At 66.3% G+C, this 26,197-nt stretch carries 20 protein-coding genes; 6 read left to right on the forward strand and 14 right to left on the reverse strand.

Annotated features, from left to right (window positions below; all coding sequences use genetic code 11):
* Positions 1 to 21: 21 nt before the first annotated feature.
* From gph to K307_RS12705, 9 genes are all read right to left on the reverse strand, one after another.
* A complete protein-coding gene (gene gph, locus K307_RS12665; protein ID WP_042878628.1) occupies positions 22 to 711 on the reverse strand; it encodes a phosphoglycolate phosphatase in 690 nt (229 codons plus the stop codon).
* Entirely contained in the window at positions 711 to 2,723 is a 2,013-nt protein-coding gene (gene tkt, locus K307_RS12670) for a transketolase (protein WP_042878630.1), read from the reverse strand. Before tkt ends, gph begins: the two co-directional genes overlap by 1 nt.
* Positions 2,724 to 2,749: 26 nt before the next feature.
* On the reverse strand, positions 2,750 to 3,628 hold the full coding sequence (locus tag K307_RS12675; RefSeq protein ID WP_042878632.1) for a phosphoribulokinase: 879 nt from the start codon (positions 3,626 to 3,628) through the stop codon (positions 2,750 to 2,752).
* A gap of 11 nt (positions 3,629 to 3,639) precedes the next feature.
* On the reverse strand, positions 3,640 to 4,728 hold the full coding sequence (locus K307_RS12680) for a class 1 fructose-bisphosphatase (RefSeq protein WP_042878633.1): 1,089 nt from the start codon (positions 4,726 to 4,728) through the stop codon (positions 3,640 to 3,642).
* 51 nt (positions 4,729 to 4,779) lie between these two features.
* Complete coding sequence (gene rpe / locus K307_RS12685) at positions 4,780 to 5,505, reverse strand: ribulose-phosphate 3-epimerase (RefSeq protein ID WP_042878634.1); 726 nt, start codon at positions 5,503 to 5,505, stop codon at positions 4,780 to 4,782.
* A gap of 1 nt (position 5,506) precedes the next feature.
* Positions 5,507 to 6,271, reverse strand: a complete 765-nt coding sequence (locus K307_RS12690) for an HAD family hydrolase (protein ID WP_042878636.1) — start codon at positions 6,269 to 6,271, stop codon at positions 5,507 to 5,509.
* Positions 6,272 to 6,274: 3 nt separating this feature from the next.
* Complete coding sequence (cbbX, locus tag K307_RS12695) at positions 6,275 to 7,216, reverse strand: CbbX protein (protein WP_042878637.1); 942 nt, start codon at positions 7,214 to 7,216, stop codon at positions 6,275 to 6,277.
* A 131-nt stretch (positions 7,217 to 7,347) separates the two neighbouring features.
* On the reverse strand, positions 7,348 to 7,779 hold the full coding sequence (locus K307_RS12700; protein WP_042878639.1) for a ribulose bisphosphate carboxylase small subunit: 432 nt from the start codon (positions 7,777 to 7,779) through the stop codon (positions 7,348 to 7,350).
* A gap of 46 nt (positions 7,780 to 7,825) precedes the next feature.
* Complete coding sequence (locus tag K307_RS12705) at positions 7,826 to 9,286, reverse strand: form I ribulose bisphosphate carboxylase large subunit (protein WP_042878640.1); 1,461 nt, start codon at positions 9,284 to 9,286, stop codon at positions 7,826 to 7,828.
* 166 nt (positions 9,287 to 9,452) lie between these two features.
* Here K307_RS12705 and K307_RS12710 point away from each other — a divergent pair, with 166 nt between their 5' ends.
* Complete coding sequence (locus K307_RS12710) at positions 9,453 to 10,403, forward strand: LysR family transcriptional regulator (RefSeq protein ID WP_051974843.1); 951 nt, start codon at positions 9,453 to 9,455, stop codon at positions 10,401 to 10,403.
* 167 nt (positions 10,404 to 10,570) lie between these two features.
* Here the strand turns inward: K307_RS12710 and K307_RS12715 are convergent, their stop codons facing one another.
* The 4 genes from K307_RS12715 to K307_RS12730 form a co-directional block, all read right to left on the reverse strand.
* The gene (locus K307_RS12715; protein ID WP_042878642.1) at positions 10,571 to 11,590 is read right to left on the reverse strand and encodes a Bug family tripartite tricarboxylate transporter substrate binding protein; all 1,020 of its coding nucleotides are present in this window, start codon (positions 11,588 to 11,590) and stop codon (positions 10,571 to 10,573) included.
* A gap of 45 nt (positions 11,591 to 11,635) precedes the next feature.
* Positions 11,636 to 14,107: a CaiB/BaiF CoA-transferase family protein gene (locus K307_RS12720; RefSeq protein WP_051974844.1), complete on the reverse strand. Its 2,472-nt coding sequence runs from the start codon at positions 14,105 to 14,107 to the stop codon at positions 11,636 to 11,638.
* 37 nt (positions 14,108 to 14,144) lie between these two features.
* A complete protein-coding gene (locus tag K307_RS12725) occupies positions 14,145 to 17,462 on the reverse strand; it encodes an acetyl-CoA carboxylase family protein (RefSeq protein ID WP_042878645.1) in 3,318 nt (1,105 codons plus the stop codon).
* Between the two features lie 111 nt (positions 17,463 to 17,573).
* Positions 17,574 to 19,124, reverse strand: coding sequence for an acyl-CoA carboxylase subunit beta (locus tag K307_RS12730; RefSeq protein WP_042878646.1), 1,551 nt, complete (start codon positions 19,122 to 19,124; stop codon positions 17,574 to 17,576).
* 90 nt (positions 19,125 to 19,214) lie between these two features.
* On the opposite strand from K307_RS12730, the gene K307_RS12735 reads away from it, so the two are divergent.
* Positions 19,215 to 20,921: a sigma-54 interaction domain-containing protein gene (locus K307_RS12735; RefSeq protein ID WP_080745008.1), complete on the forward strand. Its 1,707-nt coding sequence runs from the start codon at positions 19,215 to 19,217 to the stop codon at positions 20,919 to 20,921.
* A 136-nt stretch (positions 20,922 to 21,057) separates the two neighbouring features.
* Here the strand turns inward: K307_RS12735 and K307_RS12740 are convergent, their stop codons facing one another.
* Positions 21,058 to 22,122, reverse strand: coding sequence for a VWA domain-containing protein (locus tag K307_RS12740; protein WP_042878649.1), 1,065 nt, complete (start codon positions 22,120 to 22,122; stop codon positions 21,058 to 21,060).
* Positions 22,123 to 22,196: 74 nt separating this feature from the next.
* Here K307_RS12740 and K307_RS12745 point away from each other — a divergent pair, with 74 nt between their 5' ends.
* The 4 genes from K307_RS12745 to K307_RS12760 are packed head-to-tail and all read left to right on the forward strand — an operon-like array spanning position 22,197 to position 26,174.
* Positions 22,197 to 23,120, forward strand: coding sequence for a S1C family serine protease (locus tag K307_RS12745; RefSeq protein ID WP_042878651.1), 924 nt, complete (start codon positions 22,197 to 22,199; stop codon positions 23,118 to 23,120).
* A 12-nt stretch (positions 23,121 to 23,132) separates the two neighbouring features.
* Complete coding sequence (locus K307_RS12750) at positions 23,133 to 24,146, forward strand: AAA family ATPase (protein ID WP_042878652.1); 1,014 nt, start codon at positions 23,133 to 23,135, stop codon at positions 24,144 to 24,146.
* On the forward strand, positions 24,124 to 25,119 hold the full coding sequence (locus tag K307_RS12755) for a DUF58 domain-containing protein (protein WP_042878654.1): 996 nt from the start codon (positions 24,124 to 24,126) through the stop codon (positions 25,117 to 25,119). Before K307_RS12750 ends, K307_RS12755 begins: the two co-directional genes overlap by 23 nt.
* Positions 25,116 to 26,174: a VWA domain-containing protein gene (locus K307_RS12760; RefSeq protein ID WP_042878657.1), complete on the forward strand. Its 1,059-nt coding sequence runs from the start codon at positions 25,116 to 25,118 to the stop codon at positions 26,172 to 26,174. Before K307_RS12755 ends, K307_RS12760 begins: the two co-directional genes overlap by 4 nt.
* The last annotated feature ends 23 nt before the right edge of the window (positions 26,175 to 26,197 follow it).

Raw genomic sequence — 26,197 nt, forward strand, 5'->3', positions numbered from 1 at the left:
TTTGCCGGCGTTGGCCAAACATCAGGCGGCCAGCCGCGCCGGCGTGAGCAGCGCCGGCAATGCCTCCATCGAATCGACCAGCGCGTCTGCACCCAGCGCCACGGGCCCGTCGGGGCCGGCGTAGCCGTAACGCACCAGGCAGACCGGCATGCCGGCCGCGCGTGCTGCTGCCACATCCACCGGCGAATCCCCCACCAGCACCCCCTGCGCGGGGTCGACGTCGAGCAGCTGGCAGGCATGGCGCAGCGGTTCGGGGTGCGGTTTCATCTGCGCGATCGAATCGCCCGCCACCAGGACTTCCAGGTACGCCGCCAGCCCGGTCAGCGCCAGCAGCGGTACCGCCAGTGCGCGCGGCTTGTTGGTGACGCAGGCAAGCCGGTAGCCCTCGCGCCTGAGCGCGGCCAGGCCCGCCTCCACGCCCGGGAACACCGCCCCAAGGCGGCCATTGGTCTCGGCATAGTGGCGATGGAACAGCGTCTCGGCAGCGGCGGCATCCACCCGTGGCGCGAGCTGCGCGGTCTCCAGCACACGCCGCACCAGATTGGGCACGCCACGCCCGATGAAGCCGGCCACGGTATCGAACGGCAGCGGCGGGCTGCCCAGCTCGGCCAGCATGCGGTTGGCGGCTTCGACGATGTCAGGCGCGCTGTCGACCAGTGTGCCGTCGAGGTCGATCAGCACTGCGGCGCAAGGCAGGGATACGGTCGGCATCACTTGTCCTCCAGCAGGGAACGCGCGGCAGCTGCGACATGCGCCGGGGTCAGGCCGAAGTGCTGATACAGCGCCTCGGCCGGCGCGGATTCGCCGAAGCTGTCGATGCCCAGCGCCACGCCACCCTCGCCCACCACGCCGCGCCAGAACCAGGTGGCGCCCGCTTCCACGCTGACGCGCGGCAAGCCCGGCGGCAGCACCGTGTCCCGGTAGCTCGCTTCCTGCGCGTAGAAAAGCTCGACGCAGGGCATGGACACCACGCGCGCGGCGATGCCTGCCTCGGCAAGGTCAAGCGCAGCGCGCTGCGCGATCTCCACCTCGGAGCCAGTCGCCACCAGCACCACGCGCGGCGCCACAGTATCGCGCAGCACATAGCCGCCGCGCGCGATGGCTGCGCGCTGGCCCGCATCGCGTTCGAACGGCATCAGCGCCTGCCGCGACAGCACCAGGCAGGTAGGACCCTGCTCGCGCCGCAGCGCGGCCAGCCACGCATACGCGGTCTCGGCCCCATCGCACGGGCGCCAGACCTGGTTGTTGGGGATCAGCCGCAGGCTGGCGGCGTGCTCCACCGGCTGGTGCGTGGGACCGTCTTCGCCGAGCCCGATGGAATCGTGGGTCAGCACGTGCACCACGCGCAGGCGCATCAGCGCAGCCATGCGGATGGCATTGCGCGAGTAGTCCGAGAAAGTCATGAAGGTGCCGCCGTAGGGGATCAGCCCCCCGTGCAGCGCAATGCCGTTCATGACGGCGGCCATGCCGAACTCGCGCACGCCGTAGCTCACGTAGTTGCCGTGCCCGGCATGGTTGACCCAGACCGAAGCCTTGACATTGGTCAGGTTGGACCCGGTGAGGTCCGCCGAGCCGCCGAGCAGTTCCGGCAAGGCTGGCGTCAGCGCCTCCAGGCAGAGCTGCGATGCCTTGCGCGTGGCGATCTTGCCTTGCAGTGCGGAGGGCGCGTCCAGCAACGCCATCAGTTCCGCATCGAAGCCTTCCGCCAGGCGGCCGTTAATACGGCGCAGGAATTCCCCGGCCAGTTCCGGATGCGCTGCACGATAGCCCGCGAAACGCGCCTCCCATTCGGCCTCGCGCGCGGCGCCCTGGGCGCGCGCGTCCCAGACGTCGGCCACATCCGGCGGCACGGTGAAAGGCTCGGCCTCCCAGCCCAGCGCCTCGCGCATGGCGGCGACCTCCGACGCGCCCAGCGGCGCGCCATGCACATCATGCCCGCCGGCCCTGAAGGGCGCGCCCTTGCCGATCACGGTGCGGCAGCAGATCAGCGTGGGCCGCTCGCGCTCGGCCCTGGCCGCGAGCAGCGCCGCGTCGACGGCCTTTGCATCGTGCCCGTCGACGCCGGCGATCACATGCCAGCCGTAGGCGGCAAAGCGCTTCGGAGTGTCGTCAGCAAACCAGCCGGCGACGTCGCCGTCGATGGAGATGCCGTTGTCGTCGTACAGGCAGATCAGCTTGCCAAGCCGGAGCGTGCCCGCCAGCGAGCAGGCTTCGTGGCTGAGTCCTTCCATCAGGCAGCCGTCGCCCAGGAAGACATAGGTGTGGTGGTCAACGATGTTGAAGCCGGGCCGGTTGAAAGTGGCGGCCAGCAGATTCTCCGACAGCGCCATGCCGACGGCATTGGCCAGGCCCTGCCCCAGCGGCCCGGTGGTGGTTTCCACGCCCGGCGTCACGCCGCGCTCCGGATGGCCCGGCGTGGCCGCGTGCAGTTGGCGGAACTGGCGCAGCTGCGACATCGGCAAGTCGTAGCCGGTGAGATGCAGCAGCGCATACAGCAGCATGGAAGCATGGCCGTTGGACAGCACGAAGCGGTCACGGTCGGGCCAGGCCGGGTTGGCCGGGTTGTGGCGCAGGTGGTGCCGCCACAGGACCTCGGCCATCTCGGCCATGCCCATGGGGGCGCCGGGGTGGCCGGACCTGGCCTGCTCCACCGCGTCGGCGGCCAGGAAGCGCAGCGCGTTGGCGCAGCGCGCTGCGGAATCGATGCGTTCGGGGGCGTTCATCTAGGGTGTCCTTGCAACACGGCGGTTCACAGGGCTGCGCGCTTGCGGCGCTCCATCATGCGCAGCACGAACGGCGTGAAGATGAGCTGCATGGCCAGTTCCATCTTGCCGCCCGGCACCACGATGGTGTTGGCGCGCGACATGAAGGAGTCATGGATCATGCTGAGCAGGTACTGGAAGTCGATCCCCTTCGGGTTGGCAAAACGGATCACCACCATGCTTTCATCCGGCGCGGGGATCTCGCGCGAGATGAAGGGGTTGGAGGTGTCCACGCACGGCACCCGCTGGAAATTCACATGCGTGCGCGAGAACTGCGGGCAGATGTAGTTCACGTAGTCCGGCATGCGGCGCAGGATGGTGTCGGTCACGGCCTCCGTCGAATAGCCGCGCTGCTTCTTGTCGCGCCACAGTTTCTGGATCCACTCCAGGTTGATGACGGGCACCACCCCGATCAGCAGGTTGGGGTACCGGGCGACATCGACTTCGTCGGTCACCACGCCGCCATGCAGACCCTCATAGAACAGCAGGTCGGTGTCGGCCGGCAACGGCTCCCACTCGGTGAAGGTGCCGGGCTCCTGCCCAAAGGGGGCCGCCTCCTCCGTGCTGTGCAGGTAGCGACGGCGCACGCCCGTGCCGGATTCCGCATAGGAGCGGAACAGGTTCTCCAGGTCGCCGAACAGGTTGTTCTCCGGACCGAAGTGGCTGAAGTTCATATTGCCGGTGCGCTCGGCCTCGGCCATCTTGACCTTCATCTCGGCGCGGTCGTAGCGGTGGAAGCTGTCGCCTTCGATCACCACCGACTTCACGCCCTCGCGGCGAAAGATGTTCTCGAAGGTACGGGTCACCGACGTGGTACCGGCCCCGGAGGAGCCGGTGATGGCGATGATGGGATAACGTTCTGACATGGCCGTGCACCTCATGCAGACGCGCGGAAAAGGCTGCGCTCGTTGAACAGGGGATTGGGAAGGTCGGGATCGGACTGGTGTGTGTGGTAGCGCTCGATCCGTTCCACTTCATTGCGCGAGCCGAAGATCACGCCGATGCGCTGGTGCAGCGCGCCCGGCGCCACCGACATCAGCGGCTGCCGGCCGGTGCTGGCACGCCCGCCAGCCTGCTCCATCAGGAAGGCGACCGGGTTGGCCTCATACAGCAGCCGCAGGCGGCCGGGTTTGGCCGGGTCCTTGCTGTCGCGCGGGTACATGAAGACGCCGCCCCGCATCAGGATGCGGTGCGCCTCGGCCACCATCGACGCAATCCAGCGCATGTTGAAGTCCTTGCCACGCGGCCCGCTCTGCCCGGCCAGGCATTCGGAGATGTATTGCCTGACCGGCGCTTCCCAGAAACGGCTGTTCGAGGCGTTGATGGCAAATTCGTGGGTATCGGCTGGCACCCGCAGGTTGGGATGGGTGAGAAAGAATTCCCCAAGGTTGGGATCGAGGGTGAAACCGTTGACACCGTTGCCGACGGTCAGCACCAGCATGGTGGTAGGCCCGTAGAGCGCGTAGCCGGCCGCCACCTGGGCCGTGCCAGGTTGCAGGAAGTCCTGCTCGGTGACAGCGGCGGCGCCTTCGGGCGCGCGCAGCACCGAGAAGATGCTGCCCACCGAGACATTGACGTCGATGTTCGATGAGCCGTCGAGCGGGTCGAACACCAGCAGGTACTTGCCGCGCGGGTAGCACTCGGGAATCTGGTACGGCTCGGCCATTTCCTCCGAGGCCATGCCGGCCAGGTGGCCGCCCCACTCGTTGACGCGCAGAAAAGCCTCGTTGCTCAGTACGTCGAGCTTCTGCTGGATCTCGCCCTGCACGTTGACGGCGGTGCCATCCTCGCTACCGGCTCGGCCGTGCAGGCCGCCCAGCGCACCGAAGGCAACGGCGCGCGCAATCTCCTTGCAGGCCATGGCAACGTTGAGGATCAGGCCGTTGAAGCCGCCGCTGGCGTCCGGATAGCGGCGGCGCTCCTCGATCAGGAACTGCGTCAGGGTCATCCTCTGGACTTCTGGCATGACAGGTCTCCTCTTGATTTGCTGTGTGTTCTTGTGTGGCGCTGGTGCGGGCTAGGTGTACGTGGCGGCCCCGCGCAGGCGGCGCAGGATGCCCCGGTAGCCGCCGTCGGCATCCGGCGCGCCAAACACGCCGCTGCCGGCGACGAAGGTGTCGGCGCCCGCGCGGGCGATCGCGGCAATGTTGTCGGCCTTGACGCCGCCGTCGATCTCCAGCCAGACAGGCCAGCCGCCGGCCTCCTGCTGCCGGTCGATGCGCGCGCGTACCTGGCGCAGCTTGTCCAGCACGCCGGGGATGAACGCCTGGCCGCCGAAGCCAGGGTTGACGCTCATCAGCAGCACCAGGTCGAGCTGGCCCAGCGTATGGTCCAGCCAGCCCAGCGGCGTGGCCGGGTTCAGCACCAGGCCGGCCTTGCAGCCGTGGTCACGGATCAGGCCGATGGTGCGGTCCACATGCCGGCTCGCCTCCGGATGGAAGCTGATGATCCCTGCACCCGCCTTGGCGAACAGCGGGATCAGCGCATCGACCGGCTCCACCATCAGGTGAACGTCGATGGGGATCGAAACGTGCGGCCGGATCGCCTCGCACACCAGCGGGCCGATGGTCAGGTTGGGCACGTAGTGGTTGTCCATCACGTCGAAGTGCACGAGGTCGGCGCCGGCTGCCTCGATCGCGCGCACCTCCTCGCCCAGCCTCGCGAAGTCGGCGGACAGGATGGAGGGCGCCAGGCGGATGGCGCGCTGGCGGCCGTGGCCGGTGTCATGGTCGGTGGCGTGCATATCAGGCTGCCTCGAACAGGGTGCCGCGATGCCAGCGGCGCAGTGCGGCCAGGTCGGCCCAGCGGTGGTCCGCGCCGGGCAGGTGCTGCGGAATCGGCTGCTCCGGGTCGCCCAGGTGCGGCAGCACCAGCAGCGCGCCGTCAAAACGGTCCTGCGCGGTGTAGGCGGTGGGCGTGACCACGGTGGGGATGCCGGCCGCCTGCGCGGCGCGCAGTCCGTTCTCCGAATCCTCGATAGCCAGGCAGTCGCCGGCCGCCAGGCCGAGCCGGTCCAGCACGGCCAGGTAGACATCCGGGGCCGGCTTCTTGACCGCGGTGGTGCCGGCGTCGCAGATGGCGGCAAAGCGCTCGCGCCAGCCGGCACCCAACGGCGCCTGCAACAGCGCATCGAGATTGACCGGCGTGGTGGTGGTGGCGATGGCAATGGGCATGCCGGCGCGGCCGGCCTCCTCGATCAGGCGGGCAATGCCCGGCCGCAGCGGCAGCCGGCCGCTGCTGACGCGTTCGGCATAGTGGCGGGTCTTGATGGCATGCACGGCGTCGATCGTTTCCTTGACCTTGCAGCCGCGGGCTTCTTCCGGGTCGACCATGCGCCAGTAGTGCGTCAAACGCTCCTTGCCGCCGGCCACCCTGAGCAGGCGCGTGTAGAGCGCCTCATCCCAGCACCAGTCGAGGCCGACTTCGCCAAAGGCGGCATTGAAGGCCTGGAGGTGGGCGGTCTCGGTATCGGCAAGCGTGCCGTCGACATCGAAGATCAGGGCTTGCATGGCTTACTCCCTCGCCGAGGCCTGCGTAGCCGGTGCGGCCGGTGCAAACACGCGACTGGCAAGCAGATCGGCGGCGGTAATGGTGGTCAGAGTCTGGTCGTCGACGACCGTGCCGGCATCGTCCAGCAGGCGCGAGGCATGGCGCAGCCGCGCGCGGTCCAGCGCATTGCGCACGCTGCGGGCATTGGCGAAATGCGGTTGCGCCATGCGCCGGGCCAGGTAGTCGGCAAAGACGGCCCGGCTTTCATCGTCGAAGCGGTACTGCATCTCGCCCAGCATCAGTTCGGCGATCTGGCGCAGCTCGTCCAGCTGGTAGTCGGGGAAGTCGATATGGTGGGCAACGCGCGACGACATGCCAGGATTCGATTCGAAGAAGCGGTCCATGCGGTCCTTGTAGCCGGCCAGGATCACCACCAGGTCTTCGCGGTTGTTCTCCATTACCTGCAGCAGGATCTCGATGGCCTCCTGGCCATAGTCGCGTTCGTTCTCCGGGCGGTAGAGGTAGTAGGCCTCGTCGATGAAGAGCACCCCGCCCATGGCCTTCTTCAGGATCTCCTTGGTCTTGGGCGCGGTATGGCCGATGTACTGGCCGACCAGGTCGTCGCGCGTCACGGCCACCAGGTGGCCGCGCCGCACGTAGCCGAGCTGGTGCAGGATCTGCGCCATGCGCATGGCGACGGTGGTCTTGCCGGTGCCTGGATTGCCGGTGAAGCACATATGCAGGCTGGGTGCCCCCGCGCTGAAGCCGCGCGCGGCGCGCAGCTTGTCCACCAGCAGCAATGCGGCGATATCGCGGATGCGCGCTTTCACCGGCGCCAGCCCGATCAGCTCGCGGTCGAGCTGGGCCAGCAGCTCGGTGATGCCCGAGCTGACCAGCGATTCGGTCAGCGATCCGGCCAAAGCAGCGGGCGGCTGCAGCAGTGCGCTCGTTTCGGGTGCGGACATGGCAAGCTCCGTGAAGATCGATCGATTCGATGAATTCGGGGCGCAGCTTCCCCGCGGTGCGCGGCCGTCAGGCGGCGCAGCCGTGGGATGGCACACCAACGAAATTGCCGGCAGCAGCGCTGCGCAGCGGCTCAGTCGATGCCGCGGTAGCGACTACCTTCCGGCCTCGCCTGCACGGCGTAGCTCTCGATCGAGTAGCGCATCGTGCGGCCGGGTTCCTCCTGCCGCACCAGGCGGAAGCCGGGTTCGTCGGCGGGACGATTGACGATGAAGGACATCACCACCGACTCCACCGTATGGGTCGAATCGAAGGCCGTGACGCGGATGTAGTGGTTGGGGAAAGTGCTGCGCGCGTTGTTGATTTCCATCAGGATGCCGGCTGCATCGCGCAGGTCGAACATCGGCAGGCCGAACATCTCCCAATAGGTGTTGCGCGGGTGCGGGTCGTCGGTGTATTCGATGCCGACCGCCCAGCCCTTGCCGAGGCAGTATTCGAGCTGGCTGGTGATCTGCGCGTCGGTAAGGTCGGGCAGGAAGGAGAAAGTGCCTTGGGTAATACGCATGATGTCCTCTCGTTCTCTGGTTTCGCTGTGGTAGCTCGCGCCTGGCTCAGGCCACCGACGCGGTCGGCACAAAGTCCGAGGTGTCGGTCGGCGTGTAGTTGAAGCTGATGTCGCCCCAAGTATCGAGCGCCGCCCGCAGCGGCCCGCACCAGCGCGCGGCGTCGCGCAGGATTTCCGGCCCTTCGTTGAGGATGTCGCGCCCTTCGTTGCGCGCCAGCACCATCGCTTCCAGCGCGACGCGGTTGGCGGTGGCGCCCGCCTGGATCCCTTGCGGGTGGCCGATCGTGCCGCCGCCGAACTGCAGCACCACGTCGTCGCCGAACAGGCTGATCAGCTGGTGCATCTGGCCGGCGTGGATGCCGCCGGAGGCCACCGGCATCACCTTGCGCAGCGAGGCCCAGTCCTGGTCGAAGAACAGCCCGCGCGTCAGGTCGGTATCGGTGTACGCATCGCGGCAGACGTTGTAGTAGCCCTGCACGGTGAGCGGATCGCCTTCCAGCTTGCCCACCGCAGTGCCGGTATGCATGTGGTCCACGCCCGCCAGCCGCAGCCACTTGGCGATCACGCGGAAGGACACGCCATGGTTCTTCTGCCGGGTGTAGGTGCCATGGCCCGCGCGGTGCAGGTGCAGGATCATGTCGTTCTGGCGGCACCAGTTGCTCATGGACTGGATGCAGGTCCAGCCGACGATCAGGTCGACCATGATGATGACCGAGCCCAGCGACTTGGCGAACTCGGCGCGCCGGTACATCTCTTCCATGGTGCCGGCGGTCACGTTGAGATAGCTGCCCTTGACCTCGCCGGTGGCGGCCGAGGCCTTGTTGACCGCGTCCATCACGAACAGGAAGCGGTCGCGCCAGTGCATGAAGGGCTGCGAGTTGATGTTCTCGTCGTCCTTCATGAAATCCAGCCCGCCCTTCAGGCCCTCGTACACCACGCGGCCGTAGTTGCGCCCCGACAGGCCGAGCTTGGGCTTGGTAGTGGCGCCCAGCAGCGGGCGGCCGAACTTGTCCAGCCGCTCGCGCTCGACGATGATGCCAGTCGACGGGCCGGCGAAGGTCTTCACGTAGGCGACCGGGAAGCGCATGTCTTCCAGGCGCGCGGCCTTGATCGGCTTGAAGCTGAAGACATTGCCGATGATCGAGGCGGTCAGGTTGGCGATCGAGCCTTCCTCGAACAGCGACAGGTCATAGGCCACGTAGCAGAAGAACTGCTCGGGGTTGTTGGGCACCGGATCGACCCGGTAGGCCTTGGCGCGGTACATGTCGCAGGCGGTCAGCCGGTCGGTCCACACCACCGTCCAGGTGGCGGTGGAGGATTCGCCAGCCACCGCGGCGGCGGCCTCGACCGGATCCACGCCGTCCTGCGGCGTGATGCGGAACAGCGCCAGCACATCGGTGTCCTTGGGCACGTAGTCCGCGTCCCAGTACCCCATTTCCTTGTACTTCATGACGCCGGCGTCATAGCGCTTGCGCGGCTTGGCTTGGATCGTCTCAGGTGCGTTCATGCTGATCTCCCTTGCGTGGATTGGCGGCGCGGCTGCGTTGTTGGAAAGATATCTGCCGACCCACATAAGGTAAATTCAGATATTCTTAGCCCCTGTATAAGCAATCCCTTAAGTGCGATCCAAGCCGCACATCAAGGGAAGCGCCCAAAGCCCGCCCCCACTGCCCATGTCCTTCCTGCGCGCCCTCACCCTTCGCCAGTTGCAGATCTTCGTCACGGTGGCCAGGCACGCCAGCTTCGTGCGCGCGGCCGAGGAGTTGCACCTGACCCAGCCGGCGGTCTCGATGCAGGTCAAGCAGCTGGAATCCGTGGTGGGCCTGGCGCTGTTCGAGCGGGTCAGGGGGCAGCTCACGCTGACCGAGCCCGGGGATCGCCTGCTGCACCATGCCTCGCGGATCCTCGGCGAGGTGAGGGACGCTGAGGAAGGACTGCAGGCAGTCAAGGACGTTGAGCAAGGCTCGATTACGATCGGGCTGATCAGCACGGCGAAGTACTTCGCGCCCAAGCTGCTCGCCGGTTTCACGGCGCTGCACCCCGGCTTGGACCTGCGCATTGCCGAAGGCAATCGTGAGACGCTGCTGCAACTGCTGCAGGACAATGCGATCGACCTGGCGCTGATGGGCCGTCCGCCGCGCGAGCTGGACGCCGTGTCGGAGCCCATCGCCGCGCATCCGTACGTGCTGGTTGCGTCAACGCGCCATCCACTGCACGGCGAGAAGGGCTTCGACCTGCAGGAACTCCGTCACGAGACCTTCCTGCTGCGCGAACCGGGCTCAGGTACCCGGACCGTGGCGGAGTTCATGTTCAGGGACCACCTGTTCGCGCCGGCCAAGGTCATCACGCTGGGCAGCAACGAGACCATAAAGCAGGCAGTGATGGCGGGCATGGGTATCAGCCTGTTGTCGCTGCACACGCTGTCTCTGGAACTGCGCACCGGCGAGATCGCGCTGCTGGACGTGACGGGCACGCCGATCGAGCGCATCTGGCATGTGGCGCATATGGCAAGCAAGCGGCTGTCTCCCGCCAGCGAGAGCTGTCGCGCCTACCTGCTCGAACACACCGCGGAGTTCCTGGGGAAGGAATATGCCGGGCTGCTGCCCGGACGGCGTGTGGCCTGAGGCCAAGTGAGTTGGTCAGTGTTCGCAGGCAATCAGCCGCATTGCGTACGCTTGCGCCAATGGCTTGCTGCTTAGCACTGACGTTTGTCCCCAACCGGCCGTCGTGAAATCCTGGTTCCGGAATATTCCTTCGCGACGGCCGATCAACAGGCTTGTGCAAGCAGGCTTCAATCCAGCGTGATGCCTTCGCGCTGGATCACAGCGCCCCAACTGGAATCCTCCTTCTCAATGCGCCTGGCGAAGTTCGCAGGGTCGACCATGACGACCTCGCCCTGCAGGCTCAAAGCGGCGCGTGCCTTGCCGTCATCAAGCACGCCACGCGTGATCGAATGGATTCGTTGCACGATCTGCGGCGGCGTGCCGGCCGGAGCAAGCATGCCGATCCAGAACGTCACGTTGAACGGCGTGATCCCGACCTCTTCCAACGTAGGCACTTCGGGCAACTGGGTCATCCGCTTCGATGCACTGATCGCGAGCGGTTTCAGCTTCCCTGCCTTGATTTGAGGAAGCGCAGTCCACGTGTCGAATGCCGCGTCCAGTTCGCCACTGACCACAGCCAGCTGCGCCTGCGCAGACGACTTGTACGGAATATGCGTGGTCTTGATCTTCGCCCTGTTGTTCAACATGGCGAAGCTGAGATGCGCGATATTGCCCGGGCCTGCCGATCCGTAGCTGACTTTGCCAGGATGTTGCGAGGAGAAACGCACCAGGTCCGTTACCGACCCTACCGAGTTCTTCTGGGACCATTCAGGATTCGCCACCAGAATAAAGGGTGCCTCCAGAACCAGCGTGACCGGCGTGAAATCCTTCGGCTTGTAGTTGCTTTTCTTGTAGACCTGATGGTTGATGGTGATGCTGCTGGAGTTCGTCAGCAACAAGGTATACCCATCCGGCGCCGCCCGGGCAGCCTCTGCCACGCCGATCAGTCCATTGGCGCCCGCCTTGTTCTCCACGACCACCGGCTGGCCCAAGGACTTGCTGAGATGGTCGGAAACAATGCGCGCCACGGTGTCGGTGAATGAACCCGCCGGGAACGGAACGATCATCCTGACTGGCCTGCTCGGCCAGTTTGCATCCTGGGCCGCGGCCGGACCGGAGATTGCGCAAAGCAAAACGCCTAGCGCCGCAGCCAATCTGAATTTGCCCGCGGATTGAACGCAGCGCGTCGCAAGTTTGAGTTCCTTCATGTCGTCTCCTGATCGTCGTTAGTCGTATTCGAAACACAAGCTGGCTTACGGCATCTCTCTCGAGTGCCTGGGCTTCGCCGTCTTGCCGGTGATGCCCCGTTGCTCCAGGTCGGCAATCTGCGCCGCGCTCAATCCCAGCACGCGAGCCAGCACTTCCTCGTTGTGTTCGCCCAAGGTCGGCGCGACCTTGCGGATGGGCATGGGGTGGATGCCAGTGCGAAACCAGGCGGTGCTGGCCGTGTAGCTGCCGATGTGGGCGCGCTCGACTTCGCGCCAGAAGCCCCGCGCGCGCAGGTGGGGATCCTGCAGGACTTGCGCCATGGTTCGCACCACGCCCGCAGCAACGCCGACCTGTTGCAACAGGCGCATCGCATCTTCCGGGTCTCGATCCACGCACCAGGCGGAGATCGCCGTGTCGATCCTGTCCTGATGCGCTCGACGCCCCGACGCTCGCGCAAGCAGCGCATCGGCGGCGAGGTCCGCCCTTCCGATCACACGACACAGGGCGGTCCAATGCGCGTCGGTAACAGTCAGGATGATCCACGCGTCTTCGCCCGCGCAGCGGAAACACCCGTGCGGGACATGCATTGGATGACGATTTCCCTGGCGAGGCGAGACGGTTCCGTGGACAGACTGCTCCAGGATGAACGGCGCCGCCATCGGCAACATGGCCTCCACTTGCGACAGGTTGACATGTCGGCCCGCGCCGGTGGCTTGCTGCTCGAACAGTGCCAACAACATCGCGGCCCCTGCATTCAAGCCGCCAATCGGATCGCCATAGGCATACGACGTCATGGCCGGCGGCCCCTCCGGGTGTCCGGTGTGAAGCGGAAGCCCACTGGCTTGCTCCAGCGTGCCGCCGTAGGCGCGCGTGTTGCTCCACGCGTTCCCCAGCCCGAATGCCGGCATCGACAGCATCACCAGCCGCTTGTTCACGGCCCGCAGTGCTTCATAATCCAGGCCCAGCTTCGGCAGGACTTCCGCGGAGTAGTTCTCGATCACCGCATCCGCGCCCTCTACCAGCTGCAGAAGCAGCTGCTTCCCTTCGGGGCGCGTCAAGTCCAGGGTGATGCCCAGCTTGTTGCGGTTCATCAGGTTGAAGTTTGAGTTCTTCTCGTACAGCCGGTCCCGATAAAACTCTTCCGTGAAGTTGGCACCGCGCCACCAGTCGGGATAGCCGGTACTCTCGACCTTGATGATTTCCGCGCCAAAATCGGCCAGGGTCCGGGAAGCGAGCGGCCCCGCCCAGCCCATCGTCAGGTCGATGACGCGGATCCCTCGCAGCGGCAACTGGTCAGTGGAAGTTCGCTGGCGCTGCCGACGGGGGCGGTGTGCCAGGCCCGAGGTCCGGTAGAGAGCATCATGCGCGCCCTTCGCCGGAGCCGTTCCCCCCAGCAACGGACCGGCCGCATCGAGGCGCAGCGGTACCACAGGGCCTTCGAAGGTCGCGCCTCCTGCAACCACCGGGATAAACGCGCTACGCTGCCGATGAACGTCCTGCCTGAGTAGTTCCTCCATCGTCGGCACGATGACAGTCGGATGCTTCTTCGCGCCGAGGATCTCGAACCACTCCTGAGCCGACCGGGTCAGGAACGCGCGTTCCAGCAGCGCGTCGATCTCGTCCGCACGGACCATGCGCTTTTGGCCGTTGGCGAAGCGAGGGTCGTCAGCCAGCTCCGGTTGCCCGATCGCCTCGCACAGCGCCTTCCACTGGGGCAGCGTGTGTGTGAAGATGCCGATCCACCCTGCCGCGGTCTGGTAGATCCCGGCTGGATGCGTGCCGCAGAACCGGTTAACGCCGAGACGCCTGAGCGGGTGGCGCTTGTCCGGGACCATGCCGGCTTCCATTTCGACGACGCTGAGGATCGCCTCATGCGCGCTCAGCACGTAACTACGGCTGCCATCCTTTGCGCCGATCAGGCCTGCTACAGCCGCCGAAAACGCAGTCAACCCGAATACCACGGCAGTCTGCACGTCATGCGGCATGTGTGGCGGCCCATCCACCGGGCCGCTTCCATACACGGCACCGGCGAGGCTCCGGCACACGGCTTCCGCGCCTGCATACTGGCTGTAGGGTCCGCTCTCCCCGAACCAGGTAAGTACGACCTCGATCGGCTCGTTTTCCTGCTTGTCGCCGGTACTATCGGACCAGACAGGTTTGGCGGAGATGCCTGCGCCTGCCGCCAACGCTCGCGCATCCAGCACGACATCGCAGGTTCGCGCGAGTTGTGCCAACCATGTGCTGTCCTCCGGGCTGTCGCCATCAGCCGTGACGCTGCGCTTGTTGGTGTTGAGCCACGCAAAGAGCGCGCTTGCAGGTGGCTCTGCCCCAGGGACGCCGGCCATAGGCGGCATCTGCCGCCAGGCGTCACCCGCAGGACTTTCCACCTTGATGACTTCGGCACCGAAATCGGCGAACAACTTGCCCGCGTACGCAAGCGCCGGGCCAGTGCCGACTTCCAGCACGCGCAGGCCGCGCAACGCCAGTCGAGCCATGTCAGGACCATTCATCGTCATAGGAGCCTCTTGTATGTGGACTGTCCAGGGCCAGGGTTCACCACGCATCGACAAACGAGCGGCGCTCTCTGCGGCGTCGAATGTCGGCTGATGCGATGCCCTGGACGATCCACTTCCGCGTCTGCGCAGGGTCAATTACGGCGTCGATCTCGACCGCGGCAGCCGTGCTGATCGCGTGGCCACGCTCGTAGGCGTGGGCAACCAGCTTGTCGAACAGCGCTTTCCGTTCCGGCCCGTCGGGAACCGCTTCCAGCTCTTTCTTGAAGCCCAGCGTGACAGCGCCTTCCAGACCCATCGGACCGAATTCACCGGTCGGCCATGAAATGACGAAATTTGCCGACCGGAAGCCGCCTCCCGCCATGGCCATGGCGCCAAGGCCATACCCCTTGCGCAGCGTGACGCCCAGCAAGGCGACGCGCAGCTTGGCGGCCGTGAGGAACATGCGCGACACATGGCGCACCTGTGCGCGAGCCTCAACCTCCGGCCCGACCATGAACCCAGGCGTGTCGATCAGCGAGATGATCGGCAGTCCGTGCGCGTCGCACAGCTGCATGAAGCGCGCTGCCTTGTCTGCCGCATCGGCATCGATGGCGCCCCCGAGATGATGCGGGTTGTTGGCCATGATCCCCACCGGCTGCCCCTCCACCCGGGCGAGAGCGGTGTGAATGCCTGCGCCGAAGCCACCGCGCAGCATCAGCACGCTGCCGACGTCGGCGATCCCTTCGATGGCTTTGCGCGAGTCGTACACGCGCAGCCGGTTCTCCGGCACGACGTGGCGCAAGTCGAGGGGGTCCGGTGCGGTCCAGTGCGCCACGCGCCCCTGGAACATCGACAGGTAGTGCTTCGCCACCTGGACCGCCTGCGCTTCGTTATCAACGAGGATATCGACCACGCCATTGGCAAACTGCACCGAAGCCGGACCGACGTCCTCCGGACGGAAGACCCCGAGGCCCCCGCCCTCGATCATGGCTGGCCCTGCCATGCCGATATTCGCTGACTTGTCGGCAATGATCACGTCGCAGCAGCCCAGGAAGGCCGCATTGCCGGCAAAGCATCGACCCGACACGATGCCGACGACCGGAACGTGCCCATTGAGATCGGCAAATGCGGCAAATGACGGTTGATACAGACCGGACACCGAGGGGAAATCCACGTCACCGGGCCGACCGCCACCGCCTTCGGCAAAGAGCACCAGCGGGAGTTCGTCACGCATCGCGACTTCCACGATGCGGTCGGTCTTGATGTGGTTGCGTTTGCCTTGCGTTCCCGCCAGGACCGTGGCGTCGTAGGCCATCACCGCACTGCGCGCCTTGTCCTTGCCGACAAGTTCTCCGTTGATGTCGCCGATGCCGGTGATCAGTCCGTCTGCCGGGGTGTTAGCAATCAGATCTTCCTGAGAACGGCGGGAAGCCTGCGCCGCAACAGCAAGGGCGCCGTACTCCACGAAGGTCTCCGGATCGCACAAGTTCGCGACGTTCTCACGGGCCGTGCGCTGGCCGCGGGAACGGCGCTTTGCCACCGCATCGGGACGCCTGTCGTCATGCAGGTAGGCATGCCGGTCGAGCACGCGCTGGAGGTCCGCACGGATCGCATGAAGGTCGACGTCCCGGGCGACATCCGCTGACTCGCCATTGGCCTCGACCTGCTCCAACACCATCAGGATCTGGCCTTCCGGCGCCAGCGCTCCTGCCTCCAGACGCAGGTCGATGACACGGCCGCCGCATTCAGCCATCACCGCGTGTTCCATCTTCATGGCGTCGAGAACCGCAACCGTCTTCCCGGGCTGGACGATGTCGCCCACATTCACTGAGATCTCGACCACTCGGCCGGTCAAGGGCGCACGGATAGCCACCGCCCCTTCGCCCACGGCCTCCTCGGCATCGGCCAGGCGCGGCGTGATCACAGTGGCCGCTGGAGCTGCGACGCCGAGCAGGGATTCCTGCGCACGCTCGGCCCTTGCAATGTCCTCCGCCGATGCAGTCAGGTCCGGCAAGATCGCTTCAAAGTGCCGTGTGTGGACATCCTGGCTGAGGAAATCGGCGCGCTGCGTGAGGGCGCGCAAGAGGTTAAGGTTGGTCGGCACCCCCACGATCCGGAATTCCGCAAGACTACGCTGCAGACGCCGCACGGCGCCCTCGAACCTGGGCGTCGCACTGGTGACAACCAGCTTTGCCAGCAAGGTGTCGAAGTTGGGCGACGGCTCATAGCCGGTGTAGCCGTGCGTGTCGACACGAACCTCCGGGCCTGAAGGCGGGTCGAAGCGTTCGAGGCGACCCTGGGCCGGGCGTGCAAGGCCCTGCGCGTCTGTCGTTTCCGCGTTCACACGTACCTGGATCGCATATCCCTTCGGTTGCGGCGGCGAAGCTTGGTTGAGGCCAAGGTCACTCAGGGTCTGCCCTGTTGCAAGCCCGATCTGCAGCGCGACAAGATCGACGCCGGTGACTTGTTCCGTGATGGTGTGCTCGACCTGCAACCGGGGATTGGCTTCGATGAAGACAAAATCCTTCTGCGCACAGGACTCGGTTTCCTCGACCAGGAACTCGAAGGTACCCAGGCTCAGGTAGTTGACGCGGCGCGCCAGCTTAAGCGCGGCCTTGATGATCTGCTCACGAAGCTCCGGTCGGAGTGTCGGGCTGGGAGCGATCTCCACAAGCTTCTGGAAGCGGCGCTGCAAGGTGCAGTCCCGCTCGCCGAGCGCGATGACTCGCGCCCCGTCGCCGGCAATCTGCACTTCAATATGGCGCGCCCGGCTGACCAGCCGCTCTGCGTACAGGGCATCGATGCCAAATGCGGAGCCCGCCTCGGACCGGCAGCGCGCGTAGGCTTCCGCCAGGTCGTCGCGCCGCCGGACCACGCGCATGCCGCGGCCACCTCCCCCGCCAACGGCCTTGATGACGATGCCGGCTTCGCCTTGCGCATCGAAGAAGCTGGCGATTTCATCGAGAGTCGCCCCGCCTCGCGTTGCCGGCATGGTCGGGACATCGCACTCGGCCGCCAGTTGCAGCGCACTGCCCTTGTCCCCGAACAGGGCAAGGTGCTCTACGGTGGGGCCGACGAACGTGATGCCGGCGTCAATGCACGCCTGGGCAAAATCGGCACGCTCGCTCAGGAAGCCATAGCCGGGATGGATCGCATCGCAACCGGCGGCTTTCGCCGCGGCAATGATGCCCGCAATGTTGATGTACGCCGACGGCCCGGCCCCACCGAGAGGAAGCGCCTCGTCGGCCAGCATGCGATGCCGCGAGCTGGCGTCGTCCTGCGAGTAGACCGCGACCGTGCGGATATCCATGTCGCGAGCGGCGCGTTGGACGCGCAACGCGATCTCCCCTCGATTGGCGATCAACAATTTTTTCAATTCATGTCTCCTTTGGTTTTCCAAGTCAGTGCCGTGCCAGCCGGTTGGGCCATATCACCGGCCATGGCAGCAAGTACTCGTCAGTGGGGCGGCGTGCGGCCTGTGCAGCGCTCAAGGCCGGATGCCAAAGCGGCTGATGCCGGTTTCACGCAGTGGTGCCGCCAGGTTGGCGAACTCGCACAGCAGCGTGCGCGTGTCGCGCGGATCGATGATGTCTTCAATGACGAACGCCTCGGCGCTGCGAAACGGCGACGTCAGGCTGCGCACGCGCTGCTCGATCTCGGCGTGCTTCTGCACCGGATCGTCGGCGCCTTCAATCTCGGCCTTGTAGGCAACTTCCAGTCCGCCTTCGATCGGCAGTGAGCCCCAGTTGGCCGACGGCCAGGCATAGCGGAAATTGAACCGCCCCATATGCTGGTGGCCGGCAGCCGCGACGCCATAGGCGCGGCGCAAGATCAACGAACACCACGGCACCGTGGTCTGGTAGACCGCGGCCAGCGCGCGCACGCCGTAGCGCATGGTGCCCGCCCGCTCGGCTTCCAGGCCGATCTCGAACCCGGCGATATCGACGAGGTTGACCACGGGCAGGTGGAAGGCCTGGGCCATGTCGACGAAACGCGTGAATTTCTCCGCGCTCGCGCTGTCCCAGCCGCCGCCATGGAAGGACGGATCACTGGCGATGACAGCCACCGGCCAGCCATCCAGCCTGGCCATGCCGGTGACAATGGCGCAGCCCCAGTTCTTGCCGATCTCGAAGAAGGAATCGGCATCCACCAGCGCCTGCACGATCGGGCGGATCTTGTACGCGGCACGGCTGTCGCGCGGAATGGCCGACAGCAGCCATTCGTCGCGACGGGCGGGATCGTCGGCCGGCTCGATCCGCGGCGGCAGTTCGTGGACGGACCCCGGCAGGTAGGACAGGAAGCGACGCGCGCGCTCGAAGGCCTCCTGCTCGGTGGCGACCTCATCGTCCACCACGCCGTTGCGGGTATGGATCTGGCTGCCGCCCAACTCATTCTTGGTCAGGTTCTGGCCAACGCGCGCCACCACAGACGGACCTTCATTGAACAGCTGCGAAGTCTCCCTGACCATCACCGAATAATGGCTGGCTGCCACACGCGCCGCCCCCATGCCCGCCACGGATCCGAGCGCCAGGGACACGACCGGCACCACGGACATGTTCTCCACCACGTGCTGCCAGACCTTCATGGTGGGGATCAGCGTGTGGCCCTTGACCTCGATATTGCGCACCGAGCCGCCACCGCCGGTGCCATCGACCAGCCGGATCATCGGCAGGCGCAGATCGTGCGCCATCTTCTCGGCGTGGATCAGCTTGTCACCCACTGCGCCATCATTGGCACCGCCGCGCACGGTGAAGTCGTCCCCCACCAGCACCACCGACCGCCCGCCGACCTGGGCCCGGCCCATCACCAGGTTCGAAGGGACCAGGTCCACCAGCCGCCCGTTGCTGTCATAGCGGCCACTGCCGGTCAGCCCGCCCACCTCCAGGAACGATCCAGGGTCGGCAATCTCATCGATGCGCTCTCGCACCGTGAGCTTGCCGGCCGCCTTGTGGCGCCCCACTTTGTCTTCACCCCCCATGCGGGCGGCGAGCCGCCTGCCCTTGAATTCATTGAGAAATTTCCGGCGCCCGCGTACCATGTCCGCAATAAAGACAGAATGTGTCCACCCGAAGGACACCTACGGAGACAAGCAGTGTCCTCAGCAACAACACCGCGAACAGCAGCCGAAATGGTTGCGCTGGGTGCCATAGTGCGATCGCCAGCCGGCAGGGTCGCCACGGTCGGAGTGTGTGCGGACCCCGCCATTGCAGACGCGGCCGAATCCGCCTGCAAGCGCGCCACGGACCTGGCCAACGGGCGCAGGCTTTTTCCCGTTGAGGCCGGCGATCACCGCTACATCGGCCTGTGCCTGGAAGACGGCAACCATCAGCTGATCCTTCTGCACCGTGCCGACACACATACGGTGTTGTTCGACTTCATCGGCACGGTGCCCTTTGCAGGCGCCATCCTCGACCACTTCCTGACCGACCCGTACCAGGCCATCACGGTGGTCGACCAGGATGGCCTGGTGCGCTTTATCAGCCCGGTGCACGCGAACTTCCTGGGCCTGGAAGCCGGCGCGGGAATCGGCAGCCCCGCCGCCAGCGTCATCCCGAATTCACGGCTACCGCAGGTTGTCGCGAGCGGCAAGGCGGAGATCGGGCAGTTGCAGGAGATGAACGGCGTTACCCGCGTGGTCAACCGCATCCCCATCCGGCAGGACGACAATGTGGTCGGGGCCATCGGCCAGATCATGTTCAAGGGACCGGAAGCGCTTGTGCGCATGCACAAGGAGCTGTCGGAGCTGCGCTCGCAAGTGGCGCGTTACCAGCGCGAACTGGACGGCTTGCGGGAAAGCCAACCCCTGCTCGCGCTCATCGGCGAAAGCGCACCGATGCAGCGCCTGCGCCGCGAGATCCAGACCGTGGCGCGCCTTGACGTGCCCGTGCTGATCCTGGGTGAAAGCGGCACCGGCAAAGAACTGGTCGCCCGCGCCATCCACAGCGCAGGGCCCGAGCCGGTCAGCGACAGGCCGCTGGTCAGCCTTAACCTGGCTGCCCTGCCTGCCACGCTGATCGAATCCGAACTGTTCGGCCATGCGCCCGGCGCCTTTACCGGAAGTCGGCGCCAGGGACAGGCGGGCAAGCTGGAACTGGCGGCCGGCGGCACCGTATTCCTGGACGAGGTGGCGGACATCCCCATGGAGATGCAGGTCAAATTGTTGCGGGTGCTGGAGGACCACATGGTCGAACGCCTTGGCAGTCGCCGCGCGCAGCGTGTGGACTTCCGCCTGATCTCCGCCACCAATCGCGACATTCCCTCCCTCGTCGACGCCGGGCGCTTCCGCCTCGACCTGTACTACCGGCTTAGCGGCGTGGTGCTGCGGATTCCCGCCCTGCGTCAGCGGCGCGAAGATATCCCCGCCTTGCTACAGCACTTCGTCGGCGCCTTCTGCGCGCGCAATGCCGTGCCCGTGCCTAAAGTCGATCACGACGTAGCGCGACACCTGGCCGGCAAGCCCTGGCCCGGCAATGTGCGCCAGTTGCGCCAGCGCATCGAGGAGGCGCTGGTGTTCTGCGATGGCCGCACGCTGCGCGTGGCGGATTTTGCACGTGGGGAATCGGCGCGCGGGCCGGTGAGCATGGAAAGCCAACTCGGCGTGAATCCACTGGCGCAAGCGTATCCGCATGAGGAGATCGACGAGGGGAGCCTGCCATCCCTCGCACCCAAGCCGGGGTTATCGAGCGAGGCTGGTGCCGGCATGAGCGAGCTCGCCTATGCAGCAGTGGTCGACGCAATCGCGCGCCATGGTGGCAACAAGAAGCGGGCCGCGGAGCAATTGCGGATATCGCGGTCGCACTTGTACAAGATTCTGGAACGGGGGGCGGCTCGGTGACCGGCCTGGTCGCCCACTTCCGCGCCTGCCCCGGAGGGCACACGTTCATCCTGCTACACTTTGCCGAGGGGGCAAGGCGTTCCCTCCGGCCGGCTATGGCAAGCTGCGTGACGTCACCAGCGCTTCAGCACCGTGGTCACCGCCGAAACCACAACATCGATAGCCCGCACGCCGCGACCAGCAGCAGGACCGAGGCTGCCGCAAACAAGGCACCCAGCTCGGTTTCCTTGCGCTCGAGCGCGAAGCGGGCGCTGAGCTGCCGATACACCTGGCTCAGGTCCGCAGCAGAGCCAGCCTGGAAGTACTCGCCGCCCGAGATCGCCGCTACCGCCCGCAAGGCGGGTTCATCGAGCTGCATGAAGTAAGACAGGCTCGATTCGACCGCGCCCCCGCCCTGCGGCGTACCGAAGCCCACCGTATAGACGCGCACGCCGCGCTGGGCGGCCATGCGCGCGGCGTCCAGCGGGTCCGGGCCGGTAGTGCGGCGGCCATCGCTGAGCAGGATCACCGCACCGTGCCGATACGAGCCGGGCTGCGCCGCCGGCCGCTCCTGTTCGCGCTTGCGGACGGCGTCCGCCGCGGCGGCCTCTGTCAGCGATCTGCCGCCGGGCCCGGGTGCGAGCGACTCGCCGCTGAAGAGGATCGTCTCCAGATCAATCCCATCGTCGGGAAACAACACTGCCAGAGCCAGGATCAGTCCGCTGCCGGTCGCCGTGCCGCGCTGGAGCTGAAAGCGATCAATCGCGTCGAGCATGTCCGGCCGGTTGTTGGTGGGGGGCAGCACCACGGTCGCCGTGGCGGCGAAGGACACGATGCCCAGACGCACGCTGGCCGGCAGCCCCACGATGAGGTCCCGGGCGGCCTGCTGGGCGGCACTGATTCGTGTGGGAGCAACGTCGGTTGCCTCCATGCTGCGGGAGGTGTCCATCGCCAGTACCAGGGTGACCGTGTCGGACGGCAGGGTGACGGTTGCGCTGGGGCGGGCACATGCCAGCAGGGCCGCGGCCAGCGCGAACAGGAAAAGCAGGGGCGGGATGTGGCGCCGCAGTCGTTGGCCGGGAGACAGGGCCGCGCGGGGCAATGCAAGGCTTGCATAAAGCACGGCGGACTTCTTGCGCCGCGCGATCAGATACAGGTAAGCGGCTGCCAGCAGTGGGAGGGCGAGCAGCAGCCAGAGCATTTGCGGCCAGAGAAACTGCATGCCCTGCTCCTTGGCGCGTGGGTAAGAGGATGGTACTGTATTTTCCACGGCGGGACGGGACCTCGGGGGCTGCGATGAAACGGGTGACGATCTACGGGTGGGTCTCGGCAGCCGTCGCGCTGGTTCTCGCTGCCGGCGTGGGCTCCGCCTGGCTGCTGCAGCCGAAGCAGCGCGCGCTCACGCAAGCAGACATCGACGCGGCCGTGCTGCATACGCTGCAAACCAAGAGCCTGCCGTCGCGCACGGCCAGGGCGGCAGAGGCGGTTCGCGAATCGGTGGTGGAAATTCGCAGTTTTACCCCAGCGGAAAAGAAAGCGGAGGCGGCGTCTTCTCCCCAGGCCAGGCGTGCTCCCCCTGCCACACGTCCCGAATCCTCCCGGCCAGCCCCACCCTCCCCGCGCGACGAGCTCGCCATGGGCGACCGACCCGGTGGCAAGGACGAGGCCGAGGGCCAGCCCGAAGATCGCCACATTGGTTCGGGCGTGGTCGTGACCGAGAGCGGCATCGTCCTCACCTGCTACCACGTCGTCGCCGGCGCCCGACGCCTGGAGATCAAGTTCCACGACGGTCACACTTCCGAGGCCTCGGTACTGCAGGCGAACCCGGAGAAAGACCTCGCCATCATCCAGGCCAAGTCCATTCCCGACGACTTGCCGGCGGCGACGCTCGGTTCCAGCCGGGAACTCGCGCCCGGCACCGAGGTCGTCGCGGTCGGCTTTCCCTTCGGCATCGGCCCGTCGGTGTCTGCCGGCGTGGTGTCCGGACTCGACCGCAAGTTCGTTTCACCAGACAACAAGCAGAAGCTGGACAAGCTCATCCAGTTCGACGCCGCCGCCAATCCCGGCAACTCCGGCGGACCGCTGGTGAATATGGATGGCGAGGTGGTCGGGATCGTCACCGCCATCCTCAACCCCAACAAGAGCGGCACCTTCCTCGGCATTGGCTTTGCCATCACGATCGAAAGCGCCGGCGTTGCCATCGGATCTTCTCCTTTCTAGACGCGGAGGCCTATGAACGACCAGACCAGGGGCGCTGTGGACAGCGCCGACTTGATGGAACGCCTGCTGTATGAGGTGAAACGTGTGGTGGTCGGACAGGACCACTTTCTCGAACGGGTGCTGGTGGCCATCCTTGCCGGCGGCCACTTGCTGGTGGAAGGCGTGCCGGGCCTGGCCAAGACGCTGACCGTCAACACACTGGCCAGGACCATGAGCGGTTCCTTCAAGCGCATTCAGTTTACGCCGGACCTTCTGCCGGCCGACCTGATCGGCACCCGCATGTATAACCAGGGTACGGGCGAGTTCTCCACCGTGCGGGGGCCGGTCTTCGCCAATCTGCTGCTGGCCGACGAAATCAACCGTGCGCCGGCCAAGGTGCAGAGCGCATTGCTGGAGGTCATGCAGGAAAAGCAGGTCACCATCGCCGGCGAAACCCATTTGGTGCCCACGCCCTTCCTCGTCATGGCGACACAGAATCCGATAGAAACCGAAGGCACCTACCCCTTGCCCGAGGCGCAGGTCGACCGCTTCATGATGAAGGTCCTGGTGGGATATCCCAGCGAGGAGGAGGAGGTCGTCATCGTCAACCGCGTCACCGGCCCTCAGATCAGCGTGAGCCCGATCGCCACGCCCGAGCACCTGGCAGGCCTGCAGGATGAATGCCGCAAGGTTTACGTCGATCCGGGCCTGATCCAGTACGCGGTGCGCGTGGTGGCGGCCACCCGCAAACCGGGGACCTACGGCGTGGCCGACCTGGATCGCTACATTTCCTTCGGTGCCAGCCCCCGCGCCACCATCGGCCTGATCGAAGGCGCGCGCGCCCTGGCGTTCCTGCGCGGCCGGGACTATGCCCTGCCCGAAGATGTGATCGACCTCGTGCCAGATGTATTGCGCCACCGCCTGGTGCTTTCTTACGAGGCCATGTCCGATGGCGTGACCGCCGACCAGCTCATCACCCGCATTTCGCAGGCCCTGCCCGTCCCCGAGCGGCCGCTGGAATCCCATGTTCGGGCGGCTGCGGGCTAGGCGCCGGCGCGGTCCGGACGCCGCACCCGGCGGCGCACCTGCCGACGGGGTGCTTGCCCGCGTCGGGCCAAACCAGACCGAGGCCTTGTTGCGCCGCCTGGAATGGACGGTGGTCCGCCGCCTCGATGGCCTGCTGCAGGGCGACTATCGCACGCTGTTTCGCGGCTTTGGGCTGGACCTTGCCGACCTGCGCGAATACCGCCCCGGCGACGACGTGCGGCACATCGACTGGAATGTGACAGCGCGCCTGCAGACGCCGCACGTGCGTGAGTACCAGGAAGACCGCGAGGTCTGCGTCTGGTTCCTGCTGGACCTGAGCGGATCGGTCGATTTCGGCTCCGGCAGCGTGCGCAAGCGCGACCTTCTGAGCGACTTCACCACCGTCATGGCGCTCCTGTTGACGCGCTATGGCAACCGGGTCGGCGCGGTGCTCTATGGAGGGGCAACAGACATGGCCGCGTCCGTGGTGCCGGCGCGCTCGGGGCGTCGCCACTTGCTGCACCTGCTCGACCGCATGCATGCCACACCCGCCGCGTCGCCGGGCGACACCCGGTTGCGCGACCTGCTGGAGCGCGCACGGGCCGTCGCCAAACGCCGGTCGGTGCTGTTCGTCGTCTCCGACTTCATCAGCGCCCCGGGCTGGCAAGCATCGCTCGGCATGTTGGCCCGGCGTCATGAAGTCGTCGCCGTGCGGCTGGTCGATCCCCTGGAGATGGCCTTGCCCGACCTGGGCCTGGTCGTGATGCAGGATGCCGAAACCGGAGAGCAGATGTTCGTCGACACGCATGACCCGGCCTTCAGGAAACGCTTCGCCGCCGCCGCCGAGGCGCGCGAGGCCGAGCTGCGCCAGGGTTTCGCGCTGGCCGGCGTGGAGTGCCTGACGCTGTCGACCTACGCCCGCCTGGACCTTGCCCTGCTGCAATTCGCCTGCCGGCGGCATCGTCAGCAAGGGGCCGCCAAGGGGGGCGCATGATCGATACGATGAGCCGGTTGCCCGTCTTCAGCTTCCTGTGGCCAGGCATGCTGTGGTTGCTCGCGTTCGTCCTCATGCTTGCCGCTGGCTATGTCTGGCTGGATGCGCGCCGGGGGCGCCCGGCGGCGCACTATCCCGCCCTGAAAACCGTCGGCCTCGCCATCAAGGGCGGCGCGAGCTGGCGCCGCCACGTGTCACCCGCGCTGACCCTGCTGGCCCTGGCTGCGTTGATCTTCGCGATCGCCCGTCCCCAGGCCGTATTGATGCTGCCCTCTCGCATCGAGACCGTGATCCTGGTCATCGACCTGTCCGGCAGCATGCGAGCGCAGGATGTAAAGCCCAGCCGCATCCGCGCCGCCCAACAGGCAGCCAAAGTACTGCTGGACGCACAGCCCGCGGGCGTCAGCGTGGGCGTGGTCGCGATGGCCGGCACGGCCGGCGTGGCGCAGGCTCCCAGTCGCCGAAAGGATGACGTGGCCACGGCGATCGACCGCCTGCAGCCGCAAGGCGGCACCGCCCTGGGCAACGGCCTGCTCATCGCACTCACGACCCTGCTGCCGCAGGCGGGCGACGACGCCGAGCGCCTGATGAACGACGACACCACGCCGCCGAAGAAGCCAGAGGCATCCGACAGCGGCGACACCGTGACGCCCGGCTCCTATGCTGCCGGTGCGATCGTCTTGTTCTCCGACGGCGAAAGCAATGCCGGCCCGGGTGCGATGCAAGCGGCGCAACTTGCCGCCGCGCACGGCGTGCGCATCTATACCGTGGGGGTCGGCACGACCGAAGGCGTCGTGCTCAGGGTCGACGGCTGGTCGGCCCGCGTCAGGCTGGACGAGAAGGTATTGAAGCAAGTCGCCGACGCAACCGCGGCTGAGTACTTTCGTCTCGAGGATGCCACCAGATTGAAGAAGGTGTACCGGGCGCTCAACGCGAGGCTGGCGTTCGACAAGCGCGAACAGGTCGAAATCACCGCGTTCTTCGCCGCGCTGGGCGCGCTGCTGGCGACCTGTGCGGGGCTGCTGTCGCTGTGGTGGTTCGGGCGGGTGTTGTAGGCAGGGGCCGGTTCAAGTTGATG

Source organism: Cupriavidus necator A5-1 (genome assembly GCF_000744095.1).
Classification (GTDB): domain Bacteria; phylum Pseudomonadota; class Gammaproteobacteria; order Burkholderiales; family Burkholderiaceae; genus Cupriavidus; species Cupriavidus necator_A.